We start from the raw sequence: 13,888 nt of genomic DNA on the forward strand, positions 1-13,888 counted from the left end.
TCAACTAATTTCAGTTTAATTTAATATAAGGGGATGATTTCCTTCAGGACCTTCAGACTATCGCTTCCTTGAACAGCAATCCAGAGTACGCGGTTGCCTTTGAGCCAATAATAGTGCTCTTGACCCATACCTGTAATAAATTTATATTCCTGATCCTTGAGCTTAATTGTTTTATAATCCTTGAAAGCGTCTGAGTTGGGCATTTTCTGATCCATTGCCTGGAAAAGAAGCTGGGCATCTTGGAGATTATTGGTTTCAGAGTACCAAATGGTCATTTTTTTATTCCCCTGACCTTGATAATTGGCGACATAAGCCTGCTTCAATGGGATATCTTTGCCATGGAGCATTGAGACGGATTTCAGGGCTTGCTCGCCTGCGATTAACTCTATTCTGTTCATTTCGGACACCTTAGCGGGAAATAGCTTCTCTGTTACTGGGTCAAGAGGCTCGCCGGTTTGCTGAGCTGTGTTTGACGAACTTTGATTATTTGTTGAACTTTGAGCCGTTGACGCTTGAGCTTGGGGTTTACTGGAACGGTTTCCGTTAAGTGCCGCTGTCATCGTATAGGCGAACATGAGAAGTGTCAATATCACGGCGATTGCGCCAAGGAGTCTTAACTCTTTTTTCTCCATGTCAACCTCCAGTAGGGAAGCGGTCTTGAAGGGACTTTTTCAATAAGGTGAGTTCTTCCTGAGTTGTTTTAAGGCGGTTGTCTAAGCGCCGGGTATACCAGAAGATGAGGATCCAAATGAAAGTGTAGGCTATAAACAGATAGAATAAGCTATCCAAAATGATTCCCCTCCATTTTGTGGTTTTTATCCGATGAATTGAAGTCAGTTTTCTTTAGCGGTCCCCAATGAAATGCTCACGCAAGGTTTTAAGTTCTATTCTGAGTCGTTCAACTCGATAACTCTTATTCATCAGGTAGAAATAAAGCACGGTAAAGGCAATCAAGCTTAGGAAAAATGCAGGTTTCATGTCCGGGGCTAAACCAACTCCACTGCTTGTGATTAAGGCGCCAGGATGCATGGTTCGCCACCAACGGATCGCGAAAAAGACGATAGGTACGTCAGTAAAGGCGAGAATACCATAAATCGCCGAATAGCGAGCCCGCTTTTCTTCTTCGGGGATGGCTTTACGGATGCGGCCATAAGCCAAATACAGGAACCACATGATTAACGTCGTCGTGAGCCGGGGATCCCAACTCCACCAGGTTTGCCAGATCGGCCGAGCCCATAAGGGACCGGTGACTAAGACAATGGTAGTAAAGATAACCCCAATTTCAGCGGAAGTTTGGGCCATGATATCCCATTTGAATTCTTTCTTGACCAGGTAGAGGATACTTGCCACAAAGACGACGAGAAAGGCAAACATGCCTAACCAAGCCGAAGCCACATGAAAATAAAAAATTCTTTGAATATCACCCATCGTTTTTTCCGTAGGCGCATAAACCAGAGCAAGGTAAAGAGCAATCCATACAGAGAAAAAGGTGAACCAAGCCAGAAGTTTTTCCGACAGGCGATTCTTAGGTTGAGTCATATGGGCTACACCTCCAGTAGATAGTCAAACAAAAGGGCGGGTAAAACAGTAAAGATCACCGCATAAGTGGCGAGAAGTTTAAGGTATAAGCTCACACCAGCTATGCTCGAACCGAGAGCATGTTGCGTGACGAGTACAGCACTAAGAAGTACCGGTATGATTAAGGGAATGAGAAGAACGGGGAGTAAAATTTCACTGGTGCGTGTTCCAGCGGCTAAGGCTGAGAGAAAGGTACCCACAGCGATAAAGCAATAGGTACCTAAGGCCAAGATAAGCAGAAACAGGCCTGTTTTTTGGGGCATGGGGTAATTGAACATGATAAAAAAGAGGGGGACACTGACCAGTTCGACAATTCCCATGAGAACTAGGTTGGTGATGGTTTTGGCAAAGTAGATGAGACTACGGTCAATCGGACAAAGCATTAATCCTAAAAGACAATCATTTTGCTTCTCGGCCACAAAGGAACGATTAAGTCCCAGAAGACCGGCAAAGATCAAGGTAACCCAGATGAGACCGGGCAGAATCTTGCCCACTTCGTCCCGCGGTAATTCCAGGGCAAACCCAAACGTGGTCACAACGAGCAGGGAAAAAACGAGCATGGAAGTGAGGACTTCTTTGGCCCGGGACTCAGTTTTTAATTCCTTCCAGAGCAGGATGTAAAGTTTATGAACAACCTTCATTTAAAAGCCCCCTGCGAAGCTAAGTAGTGTTGTCTAAATTCTTCCTGAGTCATGTTTTGAGGTTGGCAGCGGAAAACGATTTTGCCACTGACAAGGATAAGCGCTTGATCACTTTGCTCAAGGCCTTGATCAAAGTTGTGGGTGATGAGAAAAACCGTATGTTTACTAGCGGAGAGCTTACCTAAGATGCTGTTCAAGATATGTTTAGCCATTTCGTCTAGACCGGTAAAAGGCTCATCCATAAGCAGGATGGGCGGGTCATGAATGAGCGAGCGGGCAATGGAAAGCCTCTGTTGCATACCGCGGGAAAAGGTACCAACAAGGTCGTTAGCGACGTGAACTAAGCCGACATCCTCAAGCAGTTCCGCGACCCGGTTATTCAAATGGGGTACCTCGTACATTTGCCCATAGAAAAGAAGGTTTTCCCGCGCTGTCAAATTATTATATAGAAGAGAATTGTGAGAAATGACACCAATTTTACGCCGCAAAACGGGGTTGGCGGTATCCGCTTTCTGACCGTCGATCCATAATTCGCCGTCCGTCGGTTTACTGAGAAGAGCCAGAATCTTTAAAGTGGTGCTTTTGCCGGCCCCATTGGGCCCAAAACAACTGACAAACTCGCCAGGCCTGATCTCGAAATCGATTCCTTTCAGGATTTGTTTAGAGCCGATGCGTTTTGTGAGGCCTTGAGCAACGATCATGAATTGACCTCCTTACCTTTCGTCAATTCACGCAGTTGAAGCTTGACCTGGACAAGAAGCTTTTTATAGTTATTCCGACCTTCTTCATATTCGTCTGTAGGAATTTTACCGGACTGATGATCTTCATCGAGGGCCTTGATGCGTTCTAAGAGACGATCTTGCTTATGTTTAAGTTTCAAGAAGAGAAGATCCTCTTGATCGACTCCAGAATTTGAGGCTGTATTCGCCACCATTTTTTCCTTTTGTTTTTGCCGGAAGAGGAGAATCGAGGCTGCAACAGCCATACCCAGCATGAGGATAAGATAGATAGCCCAAATATGGGGATTCGTGTAGACCAGCGGTTCGGAAGTGAATAGTGCGAGATGGGCAGCAGGGTGACCCGTGACCTTGTACCCATTAGCCAATCGATTTCCCTTCAGAACTGGAGAACTTGCCTCTTTAACTACAGTAAAGTTTATGCTTTTCCCGGCTTGAACATTTTTGCTCGACATTTGAACATAGGTCGTCCCGTTGGCTTGGAACGTACCCTCGGTTTTCAGGGTGTCTGACTGTATGGGGGAGGAATCAGGTGAGACCAAAAAGAAAGACTGGGTTGGAAAAGAGATATTTTTCGTCAAAGAGACAGGATAAGAGGACGGGAGGTTGTAGAATAAAATCATTTGGGTTTCGCCTGGTGGTAGAGATTTATAAATCTGGACTCCTTCGCTTACCATTGAAAACTCATTACTGGACAATCCATCAATTTGGATTTCGCTAAAACCCTTGGGCAGAGGAAAGAGCCAGCCTTTTTTTTCCTGACCAGAAGAGTCTTTAAGAGAGCTGCCTTTGAAAGGCTCTGTCCCTGCGTTTTTCAATTGGAGAATTTCTTGGATTCCGATGCCTCCGTTTTGGGGAAAGAGAACCAGATGATCTTGAACAAGCTCGATTTGCTGTGCTCCCCCGGCTTGGCTGTCGGCGGCATTCACAGCAGAAATCGGGGCGAAGGTAAAGGAGAGAATCAAAAATAGACTCAAGAGCAATCTGCCCATCGCTGGCCCGCCTTTCTTGTCAATTCAAAATTGTCGTTCACCGCAGTTATGGCAATGTTCCTGACCCGGTTTCAATTTCGCATGGCAAAATAAACATTCGTTACTAAGCGTTTGTAATTCTGCTTCAATCTCGGCTTCTATTTCAGCTTCAAGGTCAGGACTTACCTGCTTTGCAGGAATCAATAATTCTTCGGATTGTAAAATGGAAATGGCTGCTCCAGAATAAACATTTTTAAGGTTCTGGTAATCATCCTGGGAGAGTTTATTCATATGATAATCAAATTCGATCTCTCCTAAAGTACTCATTATGATCTCTCGGTCCGGTACGCTGGGTTCATCTGGACCGGAGAATGCAGGTTTAGTGGTTCGACTCCCCCGGATAAAGGGGTAACCTACCAGGAACAGTGCAATCAGAGTCATCAGGATCATGATAAAGATGTTCAAGACGATCCTCCTCCCTTAAAGGTACTTTTTAATTTCTTCCTCAAGTTTCTTTTCGTATTCAGGCTCAATGGGTATGGGGTTCGTTTCTTCCTCACTAGGCTTAGCGGAAAGGACCCATTTTTCGAGACCCAGATAGATTAAAGCTCCTCCGCCAATTGTCACCACAAAGGGGGTTAGCCAAACTGTCCAATTAAAGCCTCTTTTGGGAGGGGCAGCGAGGACCTTTTCACCATACGTTTGGGCAAGATAGGCATAGGTCTGTTCTTTGTTAAGACCTTCTTTAAACATTTTTTCGCGGATGTTGAGGCGCAGTTTCTCGGCAGCCGGAGTTTCGCAAGCATTGAGGTTCATCATGCAGCCATCAAGGACACAGATAACGCCTGACTCAACATCTGTAGGGATGGGTTGGGTTCCCCAGCTTTCCTGAGCAGAGAGAGATTGGGGAGCAAGAAGCAGCAGGACTAAGGTCAGGAGGGGGAATAATTTCCTCATCGTTCCCGGCCTCCTTCTAAGGGCTGGGGTAGGTTCACGGTGCTTAGGTACTTGGAACCGGTCTGGCTGCCGCGACCGGGCCAAAGGGCAAAAATCGCACCAAGGATCACGACGTATCCTCCGATCCAAAGCCAACTAACGAGCGGATTGATAAGAATTTTGAAGGTCGCTGACCCATCTTGTCCCCAAGTGGACAAGATGATGTAGAGATCCTCTTTAAGGGTCGAACGGAGGCCAATCTCAGTCATGGGTTGATCACTGGTTGGATAGAACACTTTCTGCGATTCTACATTACCGAGATCTATACCCTTCGCTTTATCCGAAACTGAGATATCAGCAAATACAGCATCAAGGGAGGTACCGACCGATTTCTCCCCTAATTGGTTAAAGGTAAGATGGTAGTTCCCTATATCCACACTTTCTCCGGGTTTTAGGGTTTTGATGAGGTCTTGGTTGGCCGTATGGGAGCCCACGATGGCGAGGAGCATGAGTATTACCCCAATATGAATGATATATCCACCATGTCTTCGGCGATTTCTAAGTATCAGACCGAGGAAAGACTTGGGATATCCTTCGTCCGTTAATTTGTGCCGGATTTTGGTGCCGCGGAGGATTTCCAGGATAATAGCGCTGAGGGTGAAAGTAGCTGTAGCATAACCCACCAAAGCGTAGCCCTTTCTAACACCGAAGAAAAAGAGGAATATAGCGCAAAGGAGAGCGGTGAGGAGCGGCCAACGGAAGTTATCAATCAGGTTCTTCAGCGAAGCCTTTCGCCAAGCGATCAAAGGACATATACCCATGAGCAAGAAAAGGGCGATGCCCAACGGAGCAACGACAGGGTTAAAAAAGCTGGCGCCAACAGATACCTTAACACCCCTGACGGCTTCAGAAACAAGGGGATAGATCGTTCCAAAGAAGACGGCGACGGCGAGGCCGACAAGAATTAGATTATTAATAAGGAAACTGCTCTCTTTGGAGAGGAAAGACTCAAAACTTCCATCCTGCACCAATAAATCCCGTCGGAGGATGATGAGGTCAAGAGCGAAGAAGAGCATGATCAGCGTAAATATAAGGAAGTACTTACCTAGAGCACTGTCCCCAAATGCATGTACAGACGTAAGAACGCCGCTGCGCACAAGGAAGGTTCCAAAAAGTGTGAGTACGTAAGTAACCGTTATGAGGACGACATTCCACGTTTTAAGCATATTTTTTCGTTCTTGAATCATGACCGAGTGCAGAAAGGCTGAGCCTGTGAGCCAAGGTATGAATGAGGCGTTTTCGACAGGATCCCAACCCCAGTATCCACCCCAGCCCAATTCCGTATAAGCCCACTGGGCACCCCAAAGGTTACCCAGGGTTAAGAACAGCCAAGCAACAATAGTCCAGTGTCTTGTTACCTTGATCCATTGATCATTGGCCGTTTTGGTCAGGAGGGCGGTCATGGCATAAGCGAAGGGAACAGCAAAACCAACATATCCCAAGTAAGTCGTCACCGGATGAAAGACCATGCCTGGATTTTGCAGCAGGGGATTCATTCCGGCGCCATCAGGAATGACGGCGCCTGGAAACCAGCCCGCCACTTTTTCAAACGGATTGGTGACAAAAGTTAAGACAAAGAGGAAAAAGGCAGAGTTGAAGAGTAGGATTGCACTGGCGTAAGGTGTGAGGTTGCGTGCTTTTTTGGAGAAAGCGACTATTAGGGTATACCAGGTAAGTAGGAAAAGCCAGAGAAGTAGGGAACCGGCATTACCAGCCCACCAGGCAGAGAAACGATAAAATAAGGGGAGGTCATTGCTCGTATACTCATATACGTATTTGATCGAATAATCCCCTGTCATCAAAAAATAAAGTAAGATGAATGTTGCAACTGAGCTGAAAAAAGCAACTCCAAGGGAAGCCCCTTTGGCGCTCGCCAGGAAGATGGGATTATCCCGACGGGCGGCGATGATAAAGACGATGATGCCATAGAGGCTTAGCATGAGGGCGAGGACTAGGGAAAAATAACCAGCTTCAGCCATTCGTAAGCGCTCCTTCTTTGCAATTTAATTAGCGTTTAAGTCCTAGCGATCTTAAGAATTTTGTAACGACTCCTTCATCTTGAGTGGAGTTTTTTTGTTCGTATTTAGAGGGACATTTAAGGTTTAACGAGTCAGCTCGTAAAATTCCCTTTGAATCGAATTTGCCTTGGACGACGGCAGATATCGCTTCTTCGAAATTGTCAGGTTTTATATCATTGTAGATAACGGTGATTTTTTTGCTCGGGTCTTTTTCTTCGTAAATCTGGAATTTAAGCTCAACGGGTGTCTTCGTAGTATCATAATTAACTTCGTCAAGATTAATTTTTCCTTCGACGCGGTAGTACTTATCTGGTTCGATATTCCCGTTCAAAGCCTCTTCTACGGTCATGTAATAAGCTGCAGTGGCCGTTTGCATACTGGAGAAAATAAGATAAACAATGGCCAGGACAATGAGGCTCATGCCCAATATAATTTTTAAATTTTTTCCTTTATTCATTTTTTAGATCCTGCAGCAATTCTTTGTAGGTTTCTTCACTTATTTTGCCGTCCAAAAGCATCTGGCGAATCTTTTTCTTCTTATCCGCGATGCTGTCCTGATTTTTATTGGCATTGATGTTTGTATTTGTGTTTTTGTGACTTGATTGATTCTTATGCGAGGTTCCTTTGGGGGGTACGGGAGGTTTACCCGATTTTTTCAAACTGTACACTAACAAAACAACCAATAGTCCGACGAAGACAAGCATGCCAATTAAAAGCGCCGGATTGTTGAGGGAACTTGTACTCTTTTTACTGGCAGTTGCGTCGGCGTTGCCGGTTTGAGGTTTATCAAATGAGGGTTTGTTATCGTTTTTGGTATAACTTATCTTAAACGTCACAGGATCGTTGGGTGTTTTATTGGAGTAGTTGAAAACGTAGTTTTTTAGCTGCTCCTGATCGGTTTGAGTCGTTGAAGCAGAAGGAGAAATTGTAAAGTTTGTAGCCGTTTTCGGAGCAGTTATGGTGAGCTTCAAACTATCCAAATTGTAAGTTGGAGTGAAAGTGTAATCGAACGTTTTATTCGGTGCCGTAGCTTTGTTGTCGTAATAAAATTCAAGGAAGACGGGGTACTTTTGATTGGGCTGAAGATCCTTCGTGATTTTCCAACTGAGTTCGACCTTGTTATCAGCAAGGTCTTTTGTCGTATAGGGTTGACACTCATGCCCACCTTGAGCGTTTAGCTCACACGCCATGCCGATTTCGGCGTCCTTCACAATGATAAAGGAAATGGGGGTGTCCTTTTTAATAACCGCTGTCCCTGAATTGACGAAATTCCCTTCATAAATGACCAGGGTTCTTGGATCATCGTACTCCGGTTTAACGGAAACATCGAAACTTGTTGCCTTAAGTCCGGGTGTCTCTGCGAGAACGGATGAAGGAGAAACAACAGGAAGGAGAAGGGTAAGAACGAGGATGATTAAAAGTGACTTGATTTTCGTTAGCATATTAATCATGAGTGTTCACCTCTTATTGTGTAATTTTCATTTGAACTTCTTAGTAAAGAAATTAACTTTTTAACATAAGAAAAATTCTTGGATTATTTGCAAATATGTTTTAGATTTATCTAACATAAAAGTATAATTTTAACAAATGAAAAGAAAAATAAATCACTACTACCAGAGCAAATGCTTAAAAAAAGCAGATTCAATGGTTCTGTCGGGTACTGGCCGAGTTTACTTTATTTCTGATTACGAAGGAGATCCTCAAGTTGCTTTAGTTTGATCGGATCGACAGATTTTATCTTCTCGATGAAATGTGCTACAGCGGGTTCGGAAAAATCGTCAATTAATCCGTCAACCACTTCGCCTACGACCGTATTTAAAAATTCTTCTTTAGGGTAGGCCGCTTCGTAAGAATAAGCATTTCCCTCTTTAAAAGCTTTGAGAATATCTTTCTTGGCCAAGCGAGTCATTGTTGTCATTACTGTCGTGTAAGCAATACTCTTGTCCGAATTAGCTAACAAGGCTTTATGAATTTCTCGTACGGTTACCCTGCCTTTGGACCAAATAAGGTCCATGATTTCACTTTCCAACGGTCCCAATACCTTTTCCAAGCCTTGTTTCCCGGTTCTAAAGTCAAAACCAAAAGGAGTCATGAAAAATCACCTCTTTTCTTTAATTTCTACTATTATCTATTATCATCTATTATCATGCCTACGATGATCGGTAATACTACATACTATGGTACTACATGATGTAGTAATTACATTATAACTCTCTCCAATTCTATTATCAATCAAAGAAAGGAAAATAATTTACAAATCCCCCATACCCCCGGGGATATTCACGAAAAGTTCAAGACTTATTCATAAGTTTTTCAAGATTGGGTTTTATACTTGTATTGTAGTTAGTTGATGAATTTAAAGTAAAAAGTGGGGAAGTATTAAAGGAGGAATTCAAAGAGATATGCTTATTTTCCTAATTATCTTGATTATCGCCGCTCTATATTTTTTCCGGTTGCAAGATCAGCCTATTGATTATCGGTCAGTACAAACTATGCCTGCGCCGAGTAGTTCTAGCGATTCGTTAGAGATTCTTCGGCAACGGTATGTCCGTGGAGAAATTGATGAACAGGAATTCAAGGAGCGGAAGAACGTACTCGAGCAACGGTAAACTTTCTAGGAAACAAGACTCATAACGAAAGGAGTAACACACTTATGAAAAGGATGAAATGGGCTCTCGGGCTCTCACTAGTAGGTGTATTAGCTGTTTCAGGTACCGCATACGCATTTAATTCTGGTACATCCACCAGTGCTATTGGACAAACTCCAGGCTTTATAAGAACTGCTCAGAATCAAGGAAATGTCTCCCAAGCTGGGTACGGCATGATGGGTAGTCTTGGTAGCTCGAATGGAGCACCGGGCTATAGCGGTTACGGTGGGGGTTGTGGTGGAGCAAACAATGGCTCCGGATATGGCATGATGGGTGGAGGGTATAATGCAGCCAGTCTGGGGGTAAACCTGACCAATGGCCAAGTGACCACGGATGATCAGGCGTTGGCTATTGCCAAAGCGTATGTTCAAGTGCTTAATCAAGATTTAAGCATCGACGAGATCCATGAATTTAATGATTCCTATGAAGTTGAGCTTAATGAGTCCAAAACAGACAATAAAGCTTTTGAGTTCTTGATTTATAAAAACGGGGGTTACATCTCCTCTGAGATGGGTCCAAATGTGATGTGGAATACCCAATATGGACATATGAACGGGGGAAACAGCGGTAATCCCGGTAATCCCACGGTTACCGCCGAACAGGCTACCAAGACAGCCCAAGATTTCGTGAATCAGCAAATGGGGATCGGTTATTCTATTGAACAACCTGAAGTGGCTCCCGGCTATTATGAATTCATGATTTTAAAAGAGGGCAAAGACTATGCGGAACTGGATATTAATGGTTATACGGGTCAGGTATGGTTTGAGAGCTGGCATGGCCCGATTATTAAATCAATAAATAATGGAGGTACAACGAAATGATGGGTTGGGGTAACTGGGGTAACATGATGGGCGGATATGGTCAAGGTTATTATGGTAACTATGGGACTGGAAACTACTGGTGGATGGGTTTAATCGGAATGGCGCTCCAAGTTATTTTTTGGATCGCCGTAATTGTCATTGTTTGGCGTTTGGTTAGCCGACATAGTTCCAAGAGCTCTGTAGGTTATTCAAATAGCGACAATGCGCTTAACATCCTGAACGAACGATTTGCAAAGGGAGAGATTGATACTGAAGAATATACCCGACGTAAAGAGAGTTTATTGCATTAACTGAGTATTTTTTAGAAATCTTAAGCCCGAATTATTGAAAATTAATGTATCTAAGCAGAGAAAGAGATCGGAAGAATAACACTTCTGATCTCTTTCTCTATTTTTTATACTAACAGAAAGTATAAGTCTGGGGGCAGATAGCATAAGTGCAACTAAGGCTTCCGCCTACGCTAGAGGCTTGGCGCAAGCCAAGTTTTCTTTATCCCCATTCATAAGAAATTCATAACTTATTCATAAGATTGTCTAATTTTTTGTTTAAGATAAGCAATGTGACAGTCTAAAAAGGACGAGTGCAATTTAAATTGAGGAGGTATCTATGAGCACGTTAAAGAAAGGGGTTATGGTTAGTCTGCTGAGCCTAAGCCTAGTTATGAGTTTAACGAGTATTACGCTAGCAGCAGGGTCTATAGATGGAATGGATCCCAATATGCAGGGCATGGACATGGGTGCTTCAGCAAGCACAGCGCCAAATACTCAGCATGAAGCTACCCCAGGGATGGACCCCAATATGCCGGGTATGGAAAGTAATCCAAGTACGGATGGACACGGTGAAAATGGTGGATCAGAAGGAGTTAACTGGACAGTTGTTGGCAGCTTCTTGGCTGTCAATCTTCTCGTGATCGGAACTGCAGGCGTACTGAAATTTACAAGAAAACCTAAGCTTGAGATACTAGAGTAGAGGAGAAAAGTGAATGTCTTTAGCTAAAATGCCAGATAATCGTCCACAAAGTCCGGAGCCACAAAAAAAGAATTTTCTGGAGAACAAGGCTCTAAAATCAATTCTTAAAAGTCGTTGGTATCCCGGAATTATTCAGATCCCCGTTCTTATCGTTTTTTCTCTAATCGTCTTTGAACTTATGGCGGGACCGAGCGCTGCTCATGATAACTTTGGAACTGCCGGAACCTGGGTTCTGTGGTGGCCGATAATACCTATTGCTTTCTTATTTCTAGGGCGTTTCTGGTGCGCTGTTTGTCCCTTCGGAACCGTAAGTGATTGGGTGCAAAAGTTTGTCGGGAATAAACGCCCGGTGCCAAAATTCCTGAAGAAGTATGGAATCTGGATTATCGATATCACTTTTATTCTAATTACATGGTCTGATCATACCTTTGGTGTCGTTGAAAATCCTAGGGGATCCGGATTTCTACTCTTGCTGATTACGACCGGGGTTATTGCGAGTGGGGCTTTTTTTGAACGTCGAACCTGGTGCCGTTATGTTTGCTTCTTAGGCGGTCTATCGGGTAACTATGCTCGTTCCGGAAGTCTTGAACTACATGCTACACCTGAGAAGTGTGCTAAATGCACGACTCAATCCTGCTATAAGGGGAATGGAAAAATAGCAGGATGCCCGATGTTTGAATTTCCCCGGGCCATGGATAGTATGGCCAGTTGTAATCTCTGCGCGAACTGTATTAAGGCCTGCCCTAACGATTCTATTCAATTATCGCCTCGCGTTCCAACGAAAGGATTATGGTTTATCAGAAAACCTAAATTCGAAGAATCTTTCTTAGCGATTGTCATTATGGGGATCGTTTTTGTCCAAAACATTACTATGTTACAAGTATGGGAAAGCATCCTGACTCAGCTGGAGAATTTCGTAGGTACAACGAATTACTTTATCACGTTTACGATTACGTTTATCATTGCAATGGGTATCCCGGTACTCGCTCTATTTGCCAGTAGTTATGCCTCGAAATTAGCGAATCAGAGAAGTACATTTGAGAATTTCGCCCGTTTTGGTTATGCTTTAATTCCTTTAGACTTAGCGGGGCATATTGCTCACAACCTCTTTCACTTATTAGCAGAAGGAAAGTCGGTTATCTTTACTTTTATGGGGTTATTCGGCATGCAGATTCATGAACAATCCACTGCAATTGTCAGTACTTCGACGATTCAAATTCTGCAATATACGCTTATCGTAATTGGTACGTTTGGATCTATTTTTACAGCGTATAAGATTTCGAAGAGTAACTTTGAAGCCGAAGGCAAGACTATGGGAAGCTTAATGCCTTTTGCCATCTTGAGCCTGGTTCTTGCAGCTGCTAACATTTATCTGTTTGCTCTTCCTATGGCAATGCGGATGTAATTAAGGATTACTTCAAACCGGTGACATTTAGTCGCCGGTTTTTTAAAAATGAGGTGAAATTCTTGAACAAAATAAGATTACTTTCTAAATATCACTCTCTAAACCTAAAACCCTCCAGATAGAATAAGAAATAGCCCACGTTAAGATAAAATATTAACTTTATGAAACCAGAAGTTAATTTCATAAGTTCTTCACAACTTTTTTATGAGTTATTCCAAAGTCTAATATAAAATAAAGCTTGGCTTACTAGTTGATAGTCTTAGAAAGGGGAGTATATGTGGTACAAATTCTATTTACGATTAATGGTTATTCTCTACGTTCCTACGGAGTGATTTTAGCCTTGGCCATCGCGCTTGGAGCTGCAGTTTCTTATGTTTTAGCCTCAGATGAAAAGGAGTACCGCGATCATTTACTCGATGTTTTGGTATACGCAATTATCGGAGCAATAATTGGAGCTCGTCTTTGGCAGGTATTTTTCTATGAATGGGGTTATTATTCCGCAAATCCGGGTGAAATCTTAAAAATCTGGCACGGCGGACTCGCAATCCAAGGGTCTCTGGTAGGAGCGGTTCTTGTCACTTGGTTCTATACTCACCTTAAGAAGCTTGATTTTTGGCGGTTAGCAGATATAGCTGCTCCAGGTTTAATTCTCGGACAAGGAATTGGAAGAATTGCTTGTTTTCTGAATGGCGATGCTTATGGAATCCCTACGAATTCAGGATTTGGGTTGGTCTATCCACCAGGAACCCCTGCTTATGATGTTTATGGGAATCAACCGTTATGGCCTGCCGAAGTCTGGGAAGGACAATGGGATATTATCGTCTTTGTTATCATTCTTATTCTTTCACGTTGGCGAAAATGGACAAAAGGAACTTTATTCCTCACGTATATTATTCTGTATTCTTTGGGAAGATTTGCTTTGGAATTCTTACGTGGAGATGTAACCACTTACTTCCTCAATCTAAGTTCAGGGCAGTGGGGGAGCATTGCGGCCATTGGTGTTGCGTTGATTTGCATGGTGGTTCTTCACTTGCGTTCTGCCCAAACTAATGCTAAATAAAAACTTCATGAGTTATTCATCGCTGATTCATCATATCATCAAAT

General features: G+C 43.4%; 18 protein-coding genes. 6 read left to right on the plus strand and 12 right to left on the minus strand.

Annotated features, from left to right (window positions below; translation table 11 throughout):
• Positions 1–20: 20 nt before the first annotated feature.
• The 12 genes from VM640_RS00915 to VM640_RS00970 all read right to left on the minus strand — a co-directional run bounded on the left by VM640_RS00915 (position 21) and on the right by VM640_RS00970 (position 9,033).
• Positions 21–632: a hypothetical protein gene (locus VM640_RS00915; protein ID WP_325388974.1), complete on the minus strand. Its 612-nt coding sequence runs from the start codon at positions 630–632 to the stop codon at positions 21–23.
• 1 nt (position 633) lies between these two features.
• Positions 634–789 (minus strand): CcmD family protein, encoded by a 156-nt coding sequence (locus tag VM640_RS00920; protein ID WP_325388975.1) that lies wholly within the window; start codon positions 787–789, stop codon positions 634–636.
• Between the two features lie 54 nt (positions 790–843).
• Complete coding sequence (locus VM640_RS00925; RefSeq protein WP_325388977.1) at positions 844–1,539, minus strand: cytochrome c biogenesis protein; 696 nt, start codon at positions 1,537–1,539, stop codon at positions 844–846.
• A 5-nt stretch (positions 1,540–1,544) separates the two neighbouring features.
• Positions 1,545–2,219, minus strand: coding sequence for a heme exporter protein CcmB (locus VM640_RS00930; protein ID WP_325388979.1), 675 nt, complete (start codon positions 2,217–2,219; stop codon positions 1,545–1,547).
• Positions 2,216–2,920, minus strand: a complete 705-nt coding sequence (ccmA, locus tag VM640_RS00935; protein WP_325388981.1) for a heme ABC exporter ATP-binding protein CcmA — start codon at positions 2,918–2,920, stop codon at positions 2,216–2,218. The genes VM640_RS00930 and ccmA overlap by 4 nt, the downstream gene beginning before the upstream one ends.
• Positions 2,917–3,948, minus strand: a complete 1,032-nt coding sequence (locus VM640_RS00940; protein ID WP_325388983.1) for a hypothetical protein — start codon at positions 3,946–3,948, stop codon at positions 2,917–2,919. The genes ccmA and VM640_RS00940 overlap by 4 nt, the downstream gene beginning before the upstream one ends.
• 24 nt (positions 3,949–3,972) lie before the next feature.
• The gene (locus VM640_RS00945) at positions 3,973–4,392 is read right to left on the minus strand and encodes a hypothetical protein (protein ID WP_325388985.1); all 420 of its coding nucleotides are present in this window, start codon (positions 4,390–4,392) and stop codon (positions 3,973–3,975) included.
• A 15-nt stretch (positions 4,393–4,407) separates the two neighbouring features.
• A complete protein-coding gene (locus tag VM640_RS00950; RefSeq protein WP_325388987.1) occupies positions 4,408–4,884 on the minus strand; it encodes a cytochrome c-type biogenesis protein in 477 nt (158 codons plus the stop codon).
• Positions 4,881–6,902: a heme lyase CcmF/NrfE family subunit gene (locus VM640_RS00955; RefSeq protein ID WP_325388989.1), complete on the minus strand. Its 2,022-nt coding sequence runs from the start codon at positions 6,900–6,902 to the stop codon at positions 4,881–4,883. The genes VM640_RS00950 and VM640_RS00955 overlap by 4 nt, the downstream gene beginning before the upstream one ends.
• Positions 6,903–6,930: 28 nt before the next feature.
• The gene (locus VM640_RS00960; RefSeq protein ID WP_325388991.1) at positions 6,931–7,398 is read right to left on the minus strand and encodes a cytochrome c maturation protein CcmE; all 468 of its coding nucleotides are present in this window, start codon (positions 7,396–7,398) and stop codon (positions 6,931–6,933) included.
• On the minus strand, positions 7,391–8,392 hold the full coding sequence (locus VM640_RS00965; protein WP_325388993.1) for a hypothetical protein: 1,002 nt from the start codon (positions 8,390–8,392) through the stop codon (positions 7,391–7,393). The genes VM640_RS00960 and VM640_RS00965 overlap by 8 nt, the downstream gene beginning before the upstream one ends.
• Positions 8,393–8,616: 224 nt before the next feature.
• Positions 8,617–9,033: a BlaI/MecI/CopY family transcriptional regulator gene (locus VM640_RS00970; protein ID WP_325388995.1), complete on the minus strand. Its 417-nt coding sequence runs from the start codon at positions 9,031–9,033 to the stop codon at positions 8,617–8,619.
• Positions 9,034–9,343: 310 nt separating this feature from the next.
• Here VM640_RS00970 and VM640_RS00975 point away from each other — a divergent pair, with 310 nt between their 5' ends.
• The 6 genes from VM640_RS00975 (at position 9,344) to lgt (ending at position 13,844) form a co-directional block, all read left to right on the plus strand.
• Positions 9,344–9,550, plus strand: a complete 207-nt coding sequence (locus VM640_RS00975; RefSeq protein ID WP_325388997.1) for an SHOCT domain-containing protein — start codon at positions 9,344–9,346, stop codon at positions 9,548–9,550.
• A gap of 44 nt (positions 9,551–9,594) precedes the next feature.
• Positions 9,595–10,410, plus strand: coding sequence for a PepSY domain-containing protein (locus tag VM640_RS00980; protein ID WP_325388999.1), 816 nt, complete (start codon positions 9,595–9,597; stop codon positions 10,408–10,410).
• A complete protein-coding gene (locus VM640_RS00985) occupies positions 10,407–10,700 on the plus strand; it encodes an SHOCT domain-containing protein (RefSeq protein ID WP_325389001.1) in 294 nt (97 codons plus the stop codon). Before VM640_RS00980 ends, VM640_RS00985 begins: the two co-directional genes overlap by 4 nt.
• A gap of 316 nt (positions 10,701–11,016) precedes the next feature.
• Complete coding sequence (locus tag VM640_RS00990; protein WP_325389003.1) at positions 11,017–11,379, plus strand: hypothetical protein; 363 nt, start codon at positions 11,017–11,019, stop codon at positions 11,377–11,379.
• Between the two features lie 13 nt (positions 11,380–11,392).
• Positions 11,393–12,784, plus strand: coding sequence for a 4Fe-4S binding protein (locus tag VM640_RS00995; protein ID WP_325389005.1), 1,392 nt, complete (start codon positions 11,393–11,395; stop codon positions 12,782–12,784).
• A 277-nt stretch (positions 12,785–13,061) separates the two neighbouring features.
• Entirely contained in the window at positions 13,062–13,844 is a 783-nt protein-coding gene (lgt, locus tag VM640_RS01000; protein ID WP_325389007.1) for a prolipoprotein diacylglyceryl transferase, read from the plus strand.
• Positions 13,845–13,888: the final 44 nt, after the last annotated feature.

It is taken from the genome of Desulfitobacterium sp., from assembly GCF_035539115.1.
Classification (GTDB): domain Bacteria; phylum Bacillota; class Desulfitobacteriia; order Desulfitobacteriales; family Desulfitobacteriaceae; genus Desulfitobacterium_A.

Bases quoted from the DNA above. Each gene is read 5' to 3' on its own strand.
- VM640_RS00995 (WP_325389005.1), top strand. From the start codon at position 11,393: ATGTCTTTAGCTAAAATGCCAGATAATCGTCCACAAAGTCCGGAGCCA.
- VM640_RS00915 (WP_325388974.1), bottom strand. From the start codon at position 632: ATGGAGAAAAAAGAGTTAAGACTCCTTGGCGCAATCGCCGTGATATTG.
- VM640_RS00930 (WP_325388979.1), bottom strand. From the start codon at position 2,219: ATGAAGGTTGTTCATAAACTTTACATCCTGCTCTGGAAGGAATTAAAA.
- VM640_RS00950 (WP_325388987.1), bottom strand. From the start codon at position 4,884: ATGAGGAAATTATTCCCCCTCCTGACCTTAGTCCTGCTGCTTCTTGCT.
- VM640_RS00990 (WP_325389003.1), top strand. From the start codon at position 11,017: ATGAGCACGTTAAAGAAAGGGGTTATGGTTAGTCTGCTGAGCCTAAGC.
- VM640_RS00965 (WP_325388993.1), bottom strand. From the start codon at position 8,392: ATGATTAATATGCTAACGAAAATCAAGTCACTTTTAATCATCCTCGTT.
- VM640_RS00955 (WP_325388989.1), bottom strand. From the start codon at position 6,902: ATGGCTGAAGCTGGTTATTTTTCCCTAGTCCTCGCCCTCATGCTAAGC.
- ccmA (WP_325388981.1), bottom strand. From the start codon at position 2,920: ATGATCGTTGCTCAAGGCCTCACAAAACGCATCGGCTCTAAACAAATC.
- VM640_RS00925 (WP_325388977.1), bottom strand. From the start codon at position 1,539: ATGACTCAACCTAAGAATCGCCTGTCGGAAAAACTTCTGGCTTGGTTC.
- VM640_RS00985 (WP_325389001.1), top strand. From the start codon at position 10,407: ATGATGGGTTGGGGTAACTGGGGTAACATGATGGGCGGATATGGTCAA.
- VM640_RS00980 (WP_325388999.1), top strand. From the start codon at position 9,595: ATGAAAAGGATGAAATGGGCTCTCGGGCTCTCACTAGTAGGTGTATTA.
- VM640_RS00970 (WP_325388995.1), bottom strand. From the start codon at position 9,033: ATGACTCCTTTTGGTTTTGACTTTAGAACCGGGAAACAAGGCTTGGAA.
- VM640_RS00960 (WP_325388991.1), bottom strand. From the start codon at position 7,398: ATGAATAAAGGAAAAAATTTAAAAATTATATTGGGCATGAGCCTCATT.
- VM640_RS00940 (WP_325388983.1), bottom strand. From the start codon at position 3,948: ATGGGCAGATTGCTCTTGAGTCTATTTTTGATTCTCTCCTTTACCTTC.
- VM640_RS00975 (WP_325388997.1), top strand. From the start codon at position 9,344: ATGCTTATTTTCCTAATTATCTTGATTATCGCCGCTCTATATTTTTTC.